The sequence below is a fragment of the Streptococcus sp. HMSC034B03 genome (assembly GCF_001838575.1).
In the GTDB taxonomy this organism is placed as follows: domain Bacteria; phylum Bacillota; class Bacilli; order Lactobacillales; family Streptococcaceae; genus Streptococcus; species Streptococcus anginosus.
The window spans coordinates 25,630-40,414 of sequence record NZ_KV837634.1; the positions used below are offsets into that span (position 1 = coordinate 25,630).

The window sequence follows — 14,785 nt, forward strand, 5'->3', positions numbered from 1 at the left end:
AGAATATTGATAAGTAAGAGAAATTTCAAAAATTTATAATGAATTTAGAATATTTTTAGGAGGAGAAAATGAAAATTTTATTGGTAAATGGTTATCAAAAACATGATTTTTGTAAAGGAGAATTAAATTTTAGTTTGTATAATATTATGTTGGATAAATTACGTCACAATCATGATGTGCAATTATCATCAGTTGAGGACTATAATGTAATAGACGAGAGGAATAAGTTTTTGTGGGCAGATTTGATTATTTTTCAATTTCCTATTTATTGGTTTAATGTACCTGGGAAGTTGAAATTATATATGGATGAAGTCTTTGAATATGGTCAATTTTATTCATTTGCAGATACTTATGGACAAGGTGGTTTAATGAAAAATAAAGAATATATCTTATCCACAACTTGGAATGCACCAGAAGAAGTTTTTAATAATCCGGCTGCATTTTTTGATGGAAAAAATGTAGATGATGTTTTGATTTCATTCCATAAGACCATGGAATTTTGTGGTTTAAAGAAAAGAAAAACACTATCTTTTCATAATGTTGTGAAAAATCCTCAATTTAAATTTTATAAACAGACAATAGAAGATTATTTTTTAAAAGAGTTGTAAATAGTGTAAAGGGGGTGTAAAGTGTTAGTTGTTTTTAATTTTAAAAATCAGATGTCAATCAAGCAACAATTAGAATTGTTAGAGAAGTTCAATCAACCAATAAGCAAGCAACATCAATTGATTATTGCTCCTATCATACCGGATTATAATGTATATCATTTTGACATTGCAGTTCAAAATTTGTCAATTAAAGGAAGAAATGTAGGTGATTTATCGCCTCAACATTTAAAACATTACAATATAAATTATGCTTTTGTAGGTCATTTAGAAAGGCAAAAGTATTTAAATGAAACAACAAGAATGATTCGCTCAAAGATTGACAATGCTTTACAGAAAGATATTATTCCTATTATTTGTGTAGGAAATCATGAAAATCCTATTTTTGAATGCGCAACATATTTAGATGATCTAGATCTCCAGGATAAACATATTATTGTAGCTTACGAAAGATTGAGTGCAACATTAAAAGGAAAAAAAGATTATTCCTTTACAGATGTTGAAGAAAGTTTTCAAGATTTAAAAGATTATTTGGATAATTTAAGTGTAAAGTTTGGGTTTACATATCAGTTGATTTTTGGTGGTGGTGTAAACTGTGAAGATATTGAACAGATTTCAACTATTGGATTTGATGGGATTCTTATTGGAGATAGAATTGAAAGTTTGGTTGAAACATACCAATACTTACTAAAAGATACTCTTGTATTGATGTAAAAAGATAAGGAGGAGAAAAATGAAATCAATTTTAGTGACAGGAGGAGCTGGATATATTGGCTCTCATACTGTAAAGGCGCTTTTAGATGCTGGTTATGATGTACATGTTTTGGATAATCTAGCATCAGGTGTTAGGGAAGCGGTGGATGTAAGAGCACACTTTAAAGAACTGGATGTTTATGATGAGTCTGCATTAAAAGCTTATTTACAATCTTATAAAATTGATGCTGTGCTACATTGTGCAGGTGAAATAGTCGTTAGTGAAAGTATTGAAAATCCTAGTAAATATTTTGCAGCAAATGTAGCTGGTATGAATCGTGTGTTAAAAGTATTATCAGAAGTAGGAATTGATAAAATTATATTTTCTTCTACAGCTTCAGTTTATGGTAATAATTGTATGGATAAACCTGCAAATGAAGATACGCTATTAAATCCAGTAAATCCTTATGCAGAGACAAAACTGATGGGAGAACGCATGATTTATTGGATGGCCAAACGCTATAGTTGGAAATATGTCATTTTTCGTTATTTTAATGTTGCTGGTGCTGCTATGGATGCTTCAAATGGTTTGAGGGTTAAAAATCCGACACATATCATCCCTAATATTAATAAAACGGCTCTTGGACAAAATGATGCTTTAAAAATTTATGGCGATGATTATGAAACGCGAGATGGCTCATGCATTCGTGATTATATTCATGTTTTAGATTTAGCGCAGGCACATGTAAAGGGATTTGACTATTTGTTTACAGATTCGTCAACTTCACAGATTTTCAATTTAGGAACAGAACAAGGTTATACTGTCAAGGAAATTTACAATACTGCAGAGCAAATTTTACAGCAAAAAATTCCTCATGAAATTGTGGCACGTCGTTCTGGTGATCCAGCAAGTGTGTTAGCAAATGCCTCTAAAGCAAAAGAATTTTTAAATTGGCAAGCAACTTATTCTTTGAAAGATATTATATTATCTGATTATAAATGGCGTGTGAAAGTTGGTAATTCAATTGTCAAATAATTTTAAGAAGTGTAGAAATAGTTTCTACACATTTTTCTTGAAAATGGTATAATATTATCAAGAAAATTCAAGGAGAATGTGATGTCAAAACCTATTATTTTAACAGGAGATCGTCCAACAGGAAAATTACACATTGGTCATTATGTAGGAAGTTTGCGAAATCGTGTTTTATTACAAGATGAAGGAAAATATGAATTATTTGTATTTTTAGCTGATCAGCAAGCCTTGACAGATCATGCTAAGGATCCTAATACAATTGTAGAGTCAATTGGAAATGTAGCATTAGACTATTTAGCTGCTGGATTAGATCCTGAAAAGACAACCATTTTTATTCAAAGTCAAATTCCTGAGTTGTCAGAGTTGTCAATGTATTATATGAATTTGGTGTCATTAGCGCGTTTGGAACGTAACCCAACTGTCAAGTCAGAAATTGCCCAAAAAGGATTCGGTGAAAGTATTCCAACTGGTTTTTTAGTTTATCCAATTGCACAAGCAGCAGATATTACTGCTTTTAAAGCGAATTATGTTCCAGTAGGAAATGATCAGAAACCAATGATTGAACAAACTCGTGAAATTGTACGTTCTTTTAACCATACTTATAATTGTGATGTCTTGGTAGAGCCTGAGGGCATTTATCCTCAAAATGAAGCAGCAGGACGTTTGCCGGGGCTTGACGGGAATGCAAAAATGTCTAAATCTTTAAATAATGGCATCTATTTATCTGATGATATGGATACTTTACAAAAGAAAGTGATGAGCATGTATACTGATCCTGACCATATCAAGATTGAAGATCCTGGTAAAATTGAAGGCAATATGGTTTTTCATTATTTAGATGTGTTTGGTCGTCCAGAAGATGCGCAAGAAATTACAGCAATGAAGGAACACTATCAACGAGGTGGACTGGGAGATGTGAAAACAAAACGCTATTTATTGGAAATTTTAGAGCGTGAGTTAGGACCAATTCGTGAACGTCGTGTTGAATTTTCAAAAGATATGGGAGCAGTTTACACTATGCTACAAAAAGGTAGCGAAAAAGCACGTCAAGTAGCTAGTCAGACCCTTTCTGAGGTAAAATCTGCTATGGGGATTAACTATTTTAAATAAAAATGAGCAAAACTATCACCAAAAGTGATGGTTTTTTAGATAATAGTGATTGACAAATACAGATAGAATGGTATCATATTAACAATAAATACGAGCTGTGCTCAATCAATAAAGAAAAGAGGAATTTGTGGATGTCTAACTGGGACACTAAATTTTTGAAAAAAGGTTTTACTTTTGATGATGTATTACTCATTCCTGCAGAGAGTCATGTTTTGCCAAATGATGCGAATTTACAAACAAAATTGGCTGAAAATTTGACACTCAATATTCCAATTATCACCGCAGCAATGGATACTGTTACAGAAAGTAAAATGGCCATTGCTATTGCTCGTGCTGGAGGTCTTGGTGTTATTCACAAAAATATGTCTATTGAGCAACAAGCGGATGAAATTCGGAAAGTTAAACGATCAGAAAATGGAGTTATCATTGATCCATTCTTCTTGACTCCAACTCATACGGTATCAGATGCAGAAGAATTGATGGAACGTTATCGTATCAGTGGTGTTCCTGTTGTTGAAACGCTTGAAAATCGCAAATTAGTTGGGATTATTACAAATCGTGATATGCGATTTATTACGGATTATAATCAACCTATCTCAGCGCATATGACGAGTAAAAATCTAATAACTGCTCCTGTTGGGACAGACCTTGAAACGGCAGAGCGGATACTTCATGAGCATCGTATTGAAAAATTGCCATTGGTTGATGACTACGGTCGTTTATCTGGTCTGATTACAATTAAAGATATTGAAAAAGTAATTGAATTTCCAAATGCAGCTAAAGATGAATATGGTCGTCTTTTGGTTGCTGGTGCAGTAGGAGTTACTTCTGATACATTTGAGCGTGCAGAAGCTTTATTTGAAGCAGGTGCAGATGCTATTGTCATTGATACAGCACATGGACATTCAGCGGGAGTACTTCGGAAGATTGCTGAGATTCGTGAACATTTTCCAGAACGAACGTTGATTGCAGGAAATATTGCTACTGCAGAAGGTGCACGTGCGTTATACGATGCTGGAGTTGATGTTGTGAAAGTCGGAATCGGTCCAGGTTCAATTTGTACCACTCGAGTCATTGCTGGAGTTGGTGTACCTCAAGTGACGGCAATTTATGATGCTGCACAAGTTGCGCGTGAATACGGGAAAACAATTATTGCAGACGGAGGTATTCAGTATTCAGGAGATATTGTGAAGGCACTGGCTGCGGGAGGCAATGCGGTCATGCTCGGTTCAATGTTTGCTGGTACAGATGAGGCGCCAGGTGAAACGGAAATTTTCCAGGGTCGTAAGTTTAAAACTTATCGCGGAATGGGTTCGATTGCAGCTATGAAGAAAGGGTCAAGCGATCGTTATTTCCAAGGTTCTGTTAATGAAGCAAATAAATTGGTACCGGAAGGAATTGAAGGTCGTGTAGCTTATAAAGGTGCAGCAGCAGATATCGTTTTCCAAATGATTGGAGGAGTTCGTTCTGGTATGGGATATTGTGGAGCAGCCAATCTCCAAGAGCTACATGACAAAGCTCAATTTATTGAAATGAGTGGAGCTGGTTTGAAAGAAAGCCACCCTCATGATGTTCAAATTACGAATGAAGCTCCAAACTATTCTGTACAATAAGATCTATTATAAAAGCTCTGCAGCAGATAATGCAGAGCTTTTATAATTAACACACTTTACAAACGTGTAAAACGTGTTAATATCTAGTTTACACCTTGTCTTCAGTTAGATGCCCTTCATGAATTGAGAAAATTTTAATATTAGAAGGCATGCTTTGTAGATGTTCTAGAGTTGTTGTTGTCATAAATGTTTGGATATTTTGAGAAATAGTTTCAAGTAAATTAAGTTGACGACTATTGTCAAGTTCACTCATAACATCGTCAAGTAGAAGAATTGGTTTTTCTTTAGTAACAGTTTCCATGAGCTCAATTTCTGCCAGTTTGAGAGATAAAACCACGCTTCGATGTTGTCCTTGACTACCAAAATTGGCATTCATGTCATTGATATAAAAAGCAATATCATCTCGATGGGGACCAACTCCAGTATTTTTTTTAAATAAATCTCTACTACGGCTTTGCTTTAATGCAATTTGGAAAGATTCTTTTAACTTATTGGAATCTGAAAGTGGAACAGAAGAGCAGTACTTAATGGTTAAGTTTTCTAAATGACTTGAGAGTTCCAAATGTTTTTGTTGACCAAAGTGCTCTAATTTTTTGAGAAATTCTATCCTATGCTGCATAACACGACAACCAAACTCTACTAGTTGATCATCTAAAACTGCTAAAAAAGTCTCATCCATTGTTTTTGCTGTTTTTAAATAAGTATTTCTTTGTTTTAAGACATGGTGGTAATGTGATAAATCAGATAAATAGATTGGTTTAATTTGCCCCAATTCTATATCAATAAATTTTCGTCTAAGGGCTGGAGCTCCTTTAATCAACTGTAAATCTTCTGGAGCAAATAAAACAACATTCATATTTCCAACATAATCAGATAGTTTGCTTTGTTTTAGATGATTAACTTTTGTAATTCTTCCTTTAGGTGTCAAGTCAATTTCCAAAGAAATATTTCCAGTTTGTTTGACAAGTTGTCCAGATATTTTCAGGGTATCTTTGGAGAAATAAATTAAATCTTTGTCTGAACGAGTTCGATGACTTCGTGTCAATGCAAGAAAATAGATAGCTTCCAAGATATTTGTTTTTCCTTGAGCGTTTTGGCCTAGAAAAATATTGAGACCAGAATGAAAATCTATTTCAGTTGCTTCATAATTACGAAAATGTTGAATTTGTAAGTTTTTTAACCACATATTAAATACCTGGGAAGCGGATAGGAGCTTTTTTATTAGATTTATTGGCTTTTTGATTTACTGTTGTTGATTTACTTTTTTTGATATTTTTGTTCATTTCTTTTACAAGGGTGGCAACTCGTCTTTTTTCTAAAAGTTCTTTTTCATGCTCCCCCCTTTCCTTTTTATTTGGTGCAGTCAGCAGTATTTCTAATTTTTGATTTGGAAGAGTAATGGTATCGCCAATGCGAATTTTCTTTCCGCGGCGAATTTCGAGCTCTCCATTAAAATAAACTTGATTTTCTTGAAGAAAGCTTTTAATAGCACCACCACTTTGAATGATTCCGACATCTTTTAATAATGCTTGTAGAGTGATGTAGTCATCAAATAATTTATATTCCATAATTCACCTCGATCTTTGTCATTATATCATAATTAGATGAAAAGATGATATTAGAATTATCACAATCACATCATTAAGAAAACGTTTTAAGTTGAAAGAATAAAGCTTGAAGGAGAAATTAGGAGTCGTTTCGTGATATAATAGAAGTCAATATTAAAAGAACATGAGGGACACTATGGAGCTGGTTTCTGGAGTAGATCTCCATTTTATAACATCCAAAAAATTTAAAACGAATCGAATAAAAATGAGGTTTTCAGCTCCGATGTCTACGGATACGATAGCGGGGCGCGTGCTGGTTGCAAGTATGCTTGAAACAGCTAATGAAGTCTATCCAACTTCGCAGATTTTTCGTGAACGATTAGCAACTCTTTATGGTGCCAACTTTTCAACGGGATTATCACGCAGAGGACTAATACATTACGTGGATTTGAATATCTCTTTTGTTAGCGATGCGTTTTTAAGTCGAAAAAATACACTAACAGGAGAGATACTTGATTTTTTAAAAGATAGCTTGTTAAGACCCTTAGCGAATGGAGGAGCTTTTAATCAGGCTGTTTTTGAAATTGAAAAAAAGAATGTACTCAATGATTTAAAAGCTGAAATTGAAGATTATTTTTATCATGCACATCAAGAGCTGAATAAATTATTTTATACAGAAAAGGAAATGCAAACTTTTCGTTTAGCTACGCCAGACTTAGTTGATAAGGAAACACCAGAAAGTAGTTTTGCTATTTTTCAAAAAATGCTTCAAAATGATAAAATCGATATCTTTTTTATGGGTGATTTTAATGAGATTGAAGTCTGTGAACATATGAAAACTTTTGGTTTACAGCCGCGTCAACTTAGTTTACAATTGCATTATCATCAAGAATTTTCGAATATTTTAAAAGAATCATTGGAGCGAAAAGATGCTCATCAATCTATTGTTGAATTAGGATATCATTTTTCTACTCAATATGGTGATAAGACTCATATCCCTCTTATTGTATTGAACGGACTTTTAGGTGGCTTTGCTCATTCAAAATTATTTGTTAATGTTCGGGAAAAAGAGGGTCTAGCTTATACAATTTCAAGTAGTTTTGATATTTTTTCGGGTATGATGCGTATTTATGCTGGAATTGATAGGAAAAATCGAACAAAAACAGTGAGTTTAATTTATCGACAAATTGCAGATTTAAAAAAAGGACATTTTACTGATGAGGCGTTAAATCAGACCAAAAAAATGCTACGAAATGCGATGCTCCTTTCTTTAGATAGGCAAAATACGTTGATAGAACAAGCTTATATGGCATCTGTTTTGCAGAAAACATTTATGCCAATTGCTGTTTGGCTAAATGCTTTAGAAGCAGTCAGCAGAGAAGATATCATTGTTGCTGCAACACAACTCAGGCTACAAGCGATTTATTTTATGGAAGGAAAATGATGCAAACTTTAAAAATGGAGAGGAAGGATTATCCAGCAGTTGGAGAAGCAGTCTATCAGACTACTTTACGAAATGGTCTAAGAGTATTTCTTTTACCCAAACGAGATTTCAATGAAACTTATGGTATTATGACAGCAAATTTTGGCTCAATTGATACTTCTTTTATTCCGTGTGGTTCTAATCAAGCTGTTCAATACCCTGCAGGAGTTGCACATTTTTTGGAACATAAATTATTTGAGGATGAAAATGGTCAAGATCTTTTACAACAATTTGTTGAATTAGGTGCTGAGAGCAATGCCTTTACAAGTTTTACTAAGACCAGTTATCTTTTTTCGGCGACGGACAATGTTTTAGAAAATGTGAGATTGTTGCAAAGTTTACTAGAAAATGCTTACTTTACAGAAGAATCTGTTCAACGTGAACAGGGAATTATCCAGCAAGAAATTGATATGTACAAAGACAATCCAGATTATTGCCTGTTTTTTCACGCTTTAGCAAATCTTTATCCAGACACTCCATTGGCAGAAGATATTGCAGGAAGCGTTGAATCAATTGCAGAAATAACTGTTGAGGATTTGGATGAAAACTTTGAAACCTTTTACCATCCATCTAATATGAGTTTACTGCTGATTGGTAATTTTGACTTAGAAAAGACCATTGCTGTTATTCGGGAACAACACGAATCTTTGAAGGGGATTGATGAAGAAAGTTTGATTAGACGTTTTCCCCTTGCGTTAAATCCTGTTATTTCTACGGGGAGTGTTCGAATGGAAGTGGCAAGTTCTAAACTTGCAATCGGATTACGCGGGAGTCAATCGTTAGCGGGAACCGATTTATTTCGTTATAAGACTGCTTTAAAACTGCTATTTGCAATGATGTTTGGTTGGACATCTAAAAGATTTCAAACGCTTTATGAGGCTGGAAAAATAGACAACTCATTATCGTTAGAAGTTGAAGTAGAAAAAGATTTTCACTTTGTGATGTTAACAATGGATACTAGTGAGCCAGTTGCTCTGTCTCACCAATTTCGTTCTGCGATTCGTGGTTTTGAAAAAGACCCTGATGTAACAGAAGAGCATCTTGATATTATAAAAAGTGAAATGTTTGGTGATTTTTTACATGGACTGAATTCATTAGAATATATTGCCACTCAATACGAAACCTTTTCAGAAGGGGATAATCTATTTGATTTACCAAAAATATTACAGACAATCAGTTTAGTTGATGTGATTGAGATAGGACATCATTTTATTGATTCTTGTGAAATGATTGATTTTACTATTTTTCCAAAATGATTTCATGTTTTGGTGAAATTTGGTAAAATAGTGTTTAATAGAAAGAAGGCTAGTGTGTATGAGAAAGAAAACAATCGGTGAAGTCCTGAGGTTAGCTCGTATTAATCAAGGAATGAGCTTGGAAGATTTACAAAAGAAAACAGATATTCAGTTAGAGCTACTGGAAGCTATGGAAGCTGATGATTTTGATCGTCTTCCCAGTCCCTTCTATGCTCGTTCTTTTCTAAGAAAATATGCTTGGGCTGTTGATTTAGATGAGCGAATTATTCTTGATGCTTATGAAGAAGGAAGCATGATTACTTATGATGAAGTGGATGTTGATGAGGAAGAGAATTTTAGAAGTCGAAGAACAAAAAAACAACGAACTTCTTTTTTACCATTATTTTATCTGACGATCCTTGCATTAGCTATTTTATCTTTTGTTAGTTATTATGTTTGGACCTACATTCACCATAACTCATTAACAACTACCCCTTCGTTAAGTTATAGTGTTGTAAACAAACAGACAACTACTTCTTCTAGTTCGACTAATGAGGCAACTTCTAGTGAATCTTCTAGAAGTCCAAATACAAATTTGACTGTATCAGGAAATGGTAACAACTTGACAGCAACCTTGACAGGTGCAACAAGCTCTGTCAATTTAAAACTATCAGTTACTGATGCAACTAGTTGGGTAAGCGTTACAGGTACAGACTTAGAAGGTGGTGCAATATTAAGCCCTGAAAATCAAAGTGTGTCAACCACTATTTCACCAGGCACTACATCAACAATTACTCTTGGTGTGGTTCAAGGTGTGACCATTACAATTGATAATCAACAGATTGATACGTCAGGCTTGACAAGTTTGACAGGTACAATTACACTTATAATAAACAATTAAGGAAAAGAAAATGAAAAAAGAAAATATTCCCAATGCTTTAACTCTTTTGCGGATTGCTTTAATTCCAATTTTTATTTTAGTACTATCCTTGGGTCACTCTGTTGGAATGCACGTCTTTTCAGCGATTATTTTTGCAGTAGCTAGTATTACAGATTACTTGGACGGCTATTTAGCTCGTAAATGGAAAGTTGTAACAAATTTTGGGAAATTTGCTGATCCGATGGCAGATAAGTTATTGGTCATGTCAGCTTTTATTATGTTGATTGAAATGAATATGGCACCTGCTTGGGTTGTTGCAGTTATCATCTGCCGTGAGTTAGCTGTGACAGGTTTGCGGCTATTGTTGGTTGAAACTGGAGGGACAGTCTTAGCTGCTGCTATGCCAGGGAAAATAAAAACATTTACGCAGATGTTTTCTATTATTTTTCTACTATTACACTGGACATTGCTAGGACAAATTTTGTTATATATTGCATTGATTTTTACGATTTATTCGGGTTATGACTACTTCAAAGGAAGTGCCTATCTCTTTAAAGATACATTTAGATAATATGAAAAATATCATTGAAGTTCAGCATTTAAAGTATAAATACGATAATCATGTAGATGATTATATTCTCAAGGATGTGACGTTTCACGTGAAACAAGGAGAGTGGTTGTCTATTGTAGGTCATAATGGCAGTGGCAAATCTACGACAATTCGTTTAATAGATGGTCTGTTAGAAGCAGAAAGTGGCGAGATTATCATTGATGGAGATGAATTAACTCTTGAAAATGTATGGGAAAAGCGCCGGCATATTGGGATGGTTTTTCAAAATCCAGATAATCAATTTGTAGGGGCGACTGTTGAGGATGATGTTGCCTTTGGTTTGGAAAATCAAGGGATGGATTACCAAACGATGTTTGACAGAGTTCAAGAAGCATTAGACATTGTTGGAATGCAAGATTTTAAAGAACGTGAACCTGCAAGGCTTTCTGGTGGACAAAAGCAGCGCGTGGCTATTGCTGGTGTGGTTGCTTTGCGTCCTGACATCATTATTTTAGATGAAGCAACTAGTATGTTGGACCCAGAGGGGCGTTTAGAGTTGATTCAGACAGTTAAAAAGATTAAAGATCGACATGGTATGACTGTTATTTCTATCACGCATGATTTGGATGAAGTAGCTCTTAGTGACCGAGTTTTGGTGATGAAAGAAGGACAAGTAGAGTCAACTAGTACACCAAGTGAGCTTTTCTCACGAGTGGATTTAGAAGATTTAGGTTTAGATGAACCTTTTACAAATCAAGTAAAAGCAACTTTGCTGGACTCAGGCTTTCAATTGCCAGAGCGCTATTTAACAGAAAAAGAATTGCAGGATTATTTATGGGAATCACTTTAGAAAATGTAAGTTATACTTATCAAGCAGGCACTCCCTTTGAGAGTCCTGCCCTTTTTGAAGTCAATTTAGAAATAAAAGATGGCTCATATACTGCTTTGGTTGGTCATACGGGTAGTGGGAAATCAACTATTTTACAATTGCTGAATGGGCTTCTAGTGCCAACTGAAGGAAGTGTCGTGATTGATGATGTCAAAATTACTTCGACATCTATAAACAAGGATATTAAACAAGTACGTAAAAAGGTAGGTCTAGTTTTTCAGTTTGCTGAAAGTCAGATTTTTGATGAGACCGTTTTAAAAGATGTTGCTTTTGGTCCACAAAATTTTGGAGTATCAAAGGAAGACGCTGAACGTGTAGCACGTGAAAAGTTAACTCTTGTTGGAATTTCAGAAGAATTATTTGAACGTAGCCCATTTGAACTGTCTGGGGGACAAATGCGTCGAGTAGCCATAGCTGGTATTCTAGCCATGGAACCAAATATTCTTGTATTGGATGAGCCAACAGCGGGTTTAGATCCTGCTGGACGAAAAGAGTTGATGAGTTTATTTAAGCGATTACATGAAGCAGGAATGACCATTGTTTTGGTAACGCATTTGATGGATGATGTCGCTAATTTTGCAGACACCGTCTATGTGATGGAAAAAGGAAGATTAGTCAAAAGCGGAAAGCCTCGGCAAGTTTTTCAAGCTGTAGCATTTATGGAAAGTATTCAACTAGGAGTTCCTAAAATTACAAAATTTGCACAAGAATTAAAAAATAGAGGGCTAACTCTTCCGTATTTACCTATCACCATAGAAGAATTTAAGGAGTTACTACATGGATAGTATGATTTTGGGGCGATATGTTTCTGGAAATTCAATCATTCATCGACTAGATCCTCGCAGCAAACTTTTGTCAATGTTTTTCTTTATTTTAATTATTTTTTTGGCAAATAATATTGTAACCAATGGACTATTATTCGTTTTTACAATGTTATTAGTTGGACTTTCCAAAATTCCTTTAGGCTTTTTCCTTAAAGGATTAAGATCTATGATCTTTTTGATTGCTTTTACTACTTTGTTTCAATTACTTTTTACATCTGGTGGCATGACTTTATTTCAATTTGGCTTTATTAGGATTACTGAAGTAGGTTTGGCTCAGGCAGGTATCATTTTTAGTCGTTTTCTTTTAATTATTATATTCTCTACCTTATTGACTTTAACAACAATGCCACTTAGTTTGGCAGACGCAGTTGAATCATTATTGCAGCCTTTAGTAGCATTAAAGGTACCCGTTCATGAAATAGGGCTGATGTTATCAATGAGTTTACGTTTCGTTCCTACTTTGATGGATGATACGACACGGATTATGAATGCTCAAAGGGCGCGTGGGGTTGATTTTGGTGAAGGAAATATTGTTCAAAAAGTAAAATCAATTATTCCGATTTTAATTCCGTTATTTGCTTCTAGCTTTAAACGTGCAGATGCTTTGGCGACTGCTATGGAAGCGAGAGGTTATCAAGGTGGTGTAGGAAGAAGTCGTTATCGTCAATTGAGGTGGAAAAAAGCAGATACCCTTTCTATTTTTATTATGTTTGCCTTAGGTTTGATGTTATTTTTCTTAAAAAGTTAAAAAACTTATATTATTGTTAGCTAAAAAACGCCTTGAAGGGCGTTTTTTGCGTATAAAATCAATATTTCTGTAATCTTTGTAATACAATTATAAGATCATAGTAATATTTTATGTGTAATATAGTATTATACGAAAAAAGGAGAAATTGATATATACATGAATACAAAATCAATGAAATGGACTTTATCAGGACTTTTTACGGCAGTTGCTTTTTTTGCAACAGGAGCTATTGCAAGTGCTGAATCTTATACTGTTAAATCAGGTGATACTTTATCAGAAATCGCTAAAGAAAAAAACACATCAGTTGAAAAAATTGTTGAGCTCAATAAAATTGAAAATCCTGACTTGATTAAAGTTGGGCAAATTTTAGAACTTGATGAAGAGAAAAATTCAGAAGTTTCAACAGAAACTACAACAGAAGAAGCTGTAACTTATGAAGATGTGACATATAACGCACCTGCTGCTTCCACTACCTATTCGCAATCGGCTGCAAACACTTCTTCAAATGTTGTTCTTCCTAATGGAAATACTGCTGGTGCTACAGGATCTTATGCAGCTGCTCGTATGGCAGAATTGACAGGTGTCCCAGCATCAACTTGGGAACATATCATTGCTCGTGAGTCAAACGGACAAGTAAATGCTTATAACCCATCAGGAGCTAGTGGTCTTTTCCAAACTATGCCAGGTTGGGGTTCAACAGCAACAGTAGATGATCAGATTCAAGCAGCTTACCGTGCTTATAATGCTCAAGGTCTTTCAGCTTGGAACTATTAAGCAAAATTTTATGATAAATGAGTAAACAAAAAGACGAACCATTGAGTAAAAAATGATTCGTCTTTTTATATGGGTGATTGGCTTAGCAAACATAGTTGTTTGTTTTAGAATCTTTGATTGTATATTATAAAGATGGTTTACAATTCATGTAAAGTATTATTTACCAAAGCTGTTAAAATTTTCTGAGGCGAATCTGAGATAAAATCTGCCCCATTGTCAGTTAATTCTTTCTTGTTTCCAAATCCCCACAGAACTCCTAAAGTAGCAATTCCGACTGATTTTCCACCAATTATATCAAATTTTGTATCCCCAACAATGATAGATTGTTCAAGATTAGCATGAGAATTATTTAAAGCACGAGTTATAACATCTGCTTTATGATAAGAATTTGGAAGAGAGCCGAAGATACCATTAAAATGTTTATCAATTTCTAGGTATTGTGCCATTTTATGGGCCATTGGTTCATTTTTACTAGTGGTAATATAGACATGGTAATCCGAATGTTCTAATTCTAACAACAGTTCTTTTATACCCTTGTAAAGTTGAGCTTCAAAAATACCGTTATTTTTATAGTGTTCTCTAAAGAAAGCAATAGCTTGATTGACATTGGTCTCTGGCACTACAGAAGCGAAACTAACTTCTAAAGGTGGTCCAATGAAAGTATCCAGCTCTTTGCTATCAGGGGCTTTGATATTTAGTGAAGTGAATGCGTATTGGAAAGCATTCTTGATTCCTACAGAACTGTCAACAAGTGTTCCATCTAAGTCGAAAAAAATATATTTAAAATTTTGCATAGTCTAA

Annotated in this window: 16 protein-coding genes; 13 read left to right on the plus strand and 3 right to left on the minus strand. The window is 34.4% G+C overall.

The features are described 5' to 3' along the window. Window positions 1-68 precede the first annotated feature (68 nt). The 5 genes from HMPREF2634_RS07580 (at window position 69) to guaB (ending at window position 5,054) form a co-directional block, all read left to right on the plus strand. On the plus strand, window positions 69-608 hold the full coding sequence (locus tag HMPREF2634_RS07580) for an NAD(P)H-dependent oxidoreductase (protein ID WP_003026809.1): 540 nt from the start codon (window positions 69-71) through the stop codon (window positions 606-608). Between the two features lie 21 nt (window positions 609-629). Continuing rightward, the gene (locus HMPREF2634_RS07585) at window positions 630-1,319 is read left to right on the plus strand and encodes a triose-phosphate isomerase (RefSeq protein ID WP_003026808.1); all 690 of its coding nucleotides are present in this window, start codon (window positions 630-632) and stop codon (window positions 1,317-1,319) included. A gap of 19 nt (window positions 1,320-1,338) precedes the next feature. Further along, complete coding sequence (gene galE / locus HMPREF2634_RS07590) at window positions 1,339-2,334, plus strand: UDP-glucose 4-epimerase GalE (RefSeq protein ID WP_003026807.1); 996 nt, start codon at window positions 1,339-1,341, stop codon at window positions 2,332-2,334. An 81-nt stretch (window positions 2,335-2,415) separates the two neighbouring features. After that, window positions 2,416-3,441: a tryptophan--tRNA ligase gene (gene trpS, locus HMPREF2634_RS07595; RefSeq protein WP_003026805.1), complete on the plus strand. Its 1,026-nt coding sequence runs from the start codon at window positions 2,416-2,418 to the stop codon at window positions 3,439-3,441. Between the two features lie 131 nt (window positions 3,442-3,572). Next, entirely contained in the window at window positions 3,573-5,054 is a 1,482-nt protein-coding gene (gene guaB, locus HMPREF2634_RS07600) for an IMP dehydrogenase (RefSeq protein WP_003026802.1), read from the plus strand. An 88-nt stretch (window positions 5,055-5,142) separates the two neighbouring features. Here guaB and recF read toward each other — a convergent pair whose 3' ends face one another. Together recF and yaaA are read right to left on the minus strand one after the other, a co-directional pair. After that, entirely contained in the window at window positions 5,143-6,240 is a 1,098-nt protein-coding gene (recF, locus tag HMPREF2634_RS07605) for a DNA replication/repair protein RecF (RefSeq protein ID WP_003026800.1), read from the minus strand. Between the two features lies 1 nt (window position 6,241). Continuing rightward, window positions 6,242-6,622 (minus strand): S4 domain-containing protein YaaA, encoded by a 381-nt coding sequence (gene yaaA / locus HMPREF2634_RS07610; RefSeq protein WP_003026797.1) that lies wholly within the window; start codon window positions 6,620-6,622, stop codon window positions 6,242-6,244. Window positions 6,623-6,797: 175 nt separating this feature from the next. Here yaaA and yfmF point away from each other — a divergent pair, with 175 nt between their 5' ends. From yfmF to HMPREF2634_RS07650, 8 genes are all read left to right on the plus strand, one after another. Next, window positions 6,798-8,045, plus strand: coding sequence for an EF-P 5-aminopentanol modification-associated protein YfmF (gene yfmF, locus HMPREF2634_RS07615; RefSeq protein ID WP_021002242.1), 1,248 nt, complete (start codon window positions 6,798-6,800; stop codon window positions 8,043-8,045). Continuing rightward, window positions 8,045-9,340 carry an EF-P 5-aminopentanol modification-associated protein YfmH gene (gene yfmH, locus HMPREF2634_RS07620; RefSeq protein ID WP_021002241.1) on the plus strand — a complete coding sequence of 432 codons (1,296 nt, stop codon included), beginning with the start codon at window positions 8,045-8,047 and terminating at the stop codon, window positions 9,338-9,340. Before yfmF ends, yfmH begins: the two co-directional genes overlap by 1 nt. A 58-nt stretch (window positions 9,341-9,398) precedes the next feature. Continuing rightward, window positions 9,399-10,220, plus strand: coding sequence for a cytoskeleton protein RodZ (gene rodZ / locus HMPREF2634_RS07625; RefSeq protein WP_021002240.1), 822 nt, complete (start codon window positions 9,399-9,401; stop codon window positions 10,218-10,220). A gap of 10 nt (window positions 10,221-10,230) precedes the next feature. Beyond that, on the plus strand, window positions 10,231-10,770 hold the full coding sequence (gene pgsA / locus HMPREF2634_RS07630; RefSeq protein ID WP_021002239.1) for a CDP-diacylglycerol--glycerol-3-phosphate 3-phosphatidyltransferase: 540 nt from the start codon (window positions 10,231-10,233) through the stop codon (window positions 10,768-10,770). A gap of 1 nt (window position 10,771) precedes the next feature. Further along, on the plus strand, window positions 10,772-11,599 hold the full coding sequence (locus HMPREF2634_RS07635; protein ID WP_041784072.1) for an energy-coupling factor ABC transporter ATP-binding protein: 828 nt from the start codon (window positions 10,772-10,774) through the stop codon (window positions 11,597-11,599). Then, window positions 11,584-12,423, plus strand: a complete 840-nt coding sequence (locus tag HMPREF2634_RS07640; protein ID WP_021002237.1) for an energy-coupling factor transporter ATPase — start codon at window positions 11,584-11,586, stop codon at window positions 12,421-12,423. Before HMPREF2634_RS07635 ends, HMPREF2634_RS07640 begins: the two co-directional genes overlap by 16 nt. Further along, complete coding sequence (locus HMPREF2634_RS07645) at window positions 12,416-13,210, plus strand: energy-coupling factor transporter transmembrane component T family protein (protein WP_021002236.1); 795 nt, start codon at window positions 12,416-12,418, stop codon at window positions 13,208-13,210. Before HMPREF2634_RS07640 ends, HMPREF2634_RS07645 begins: the two co-directional genes overlap by 8 nt. Before the next feature lie 156 nt (window positions 13,211-13,366). Continuing rightward, the gene (locus HMPREF2634_RS07650) at window positions 13,367-13,984 is read left to right on the plus strand and encodes a LysM peptidoglycan-binding domain-containing protein (protein WP_003026773.1); all 618 of its coding nucleotides are present in this window, start codon (window positions 13,367-13,369) and stop codon (window positions 13,982-13,984) included. Window positions 13,985-14,121: 137 nt separating this feature from the next. Here HMPREF2634_RS07650 and HMPREF2634_RS07655 read toward each other — a convergent pair whose 3' ends face one another. Continuing rightward, window positions 14,122-14,778, minus strand: a complete 657-nt coding sequence (locus HMPREF2634_RS07655) for an HAD hydrolase-like protein (protein ID WP_021002235.1) — start codon at window positions 14,776-14,778, stop codon at window positions 14,122-14,124. Window positions 14,779-14,785: the final 7 nt, after the last annotated feature.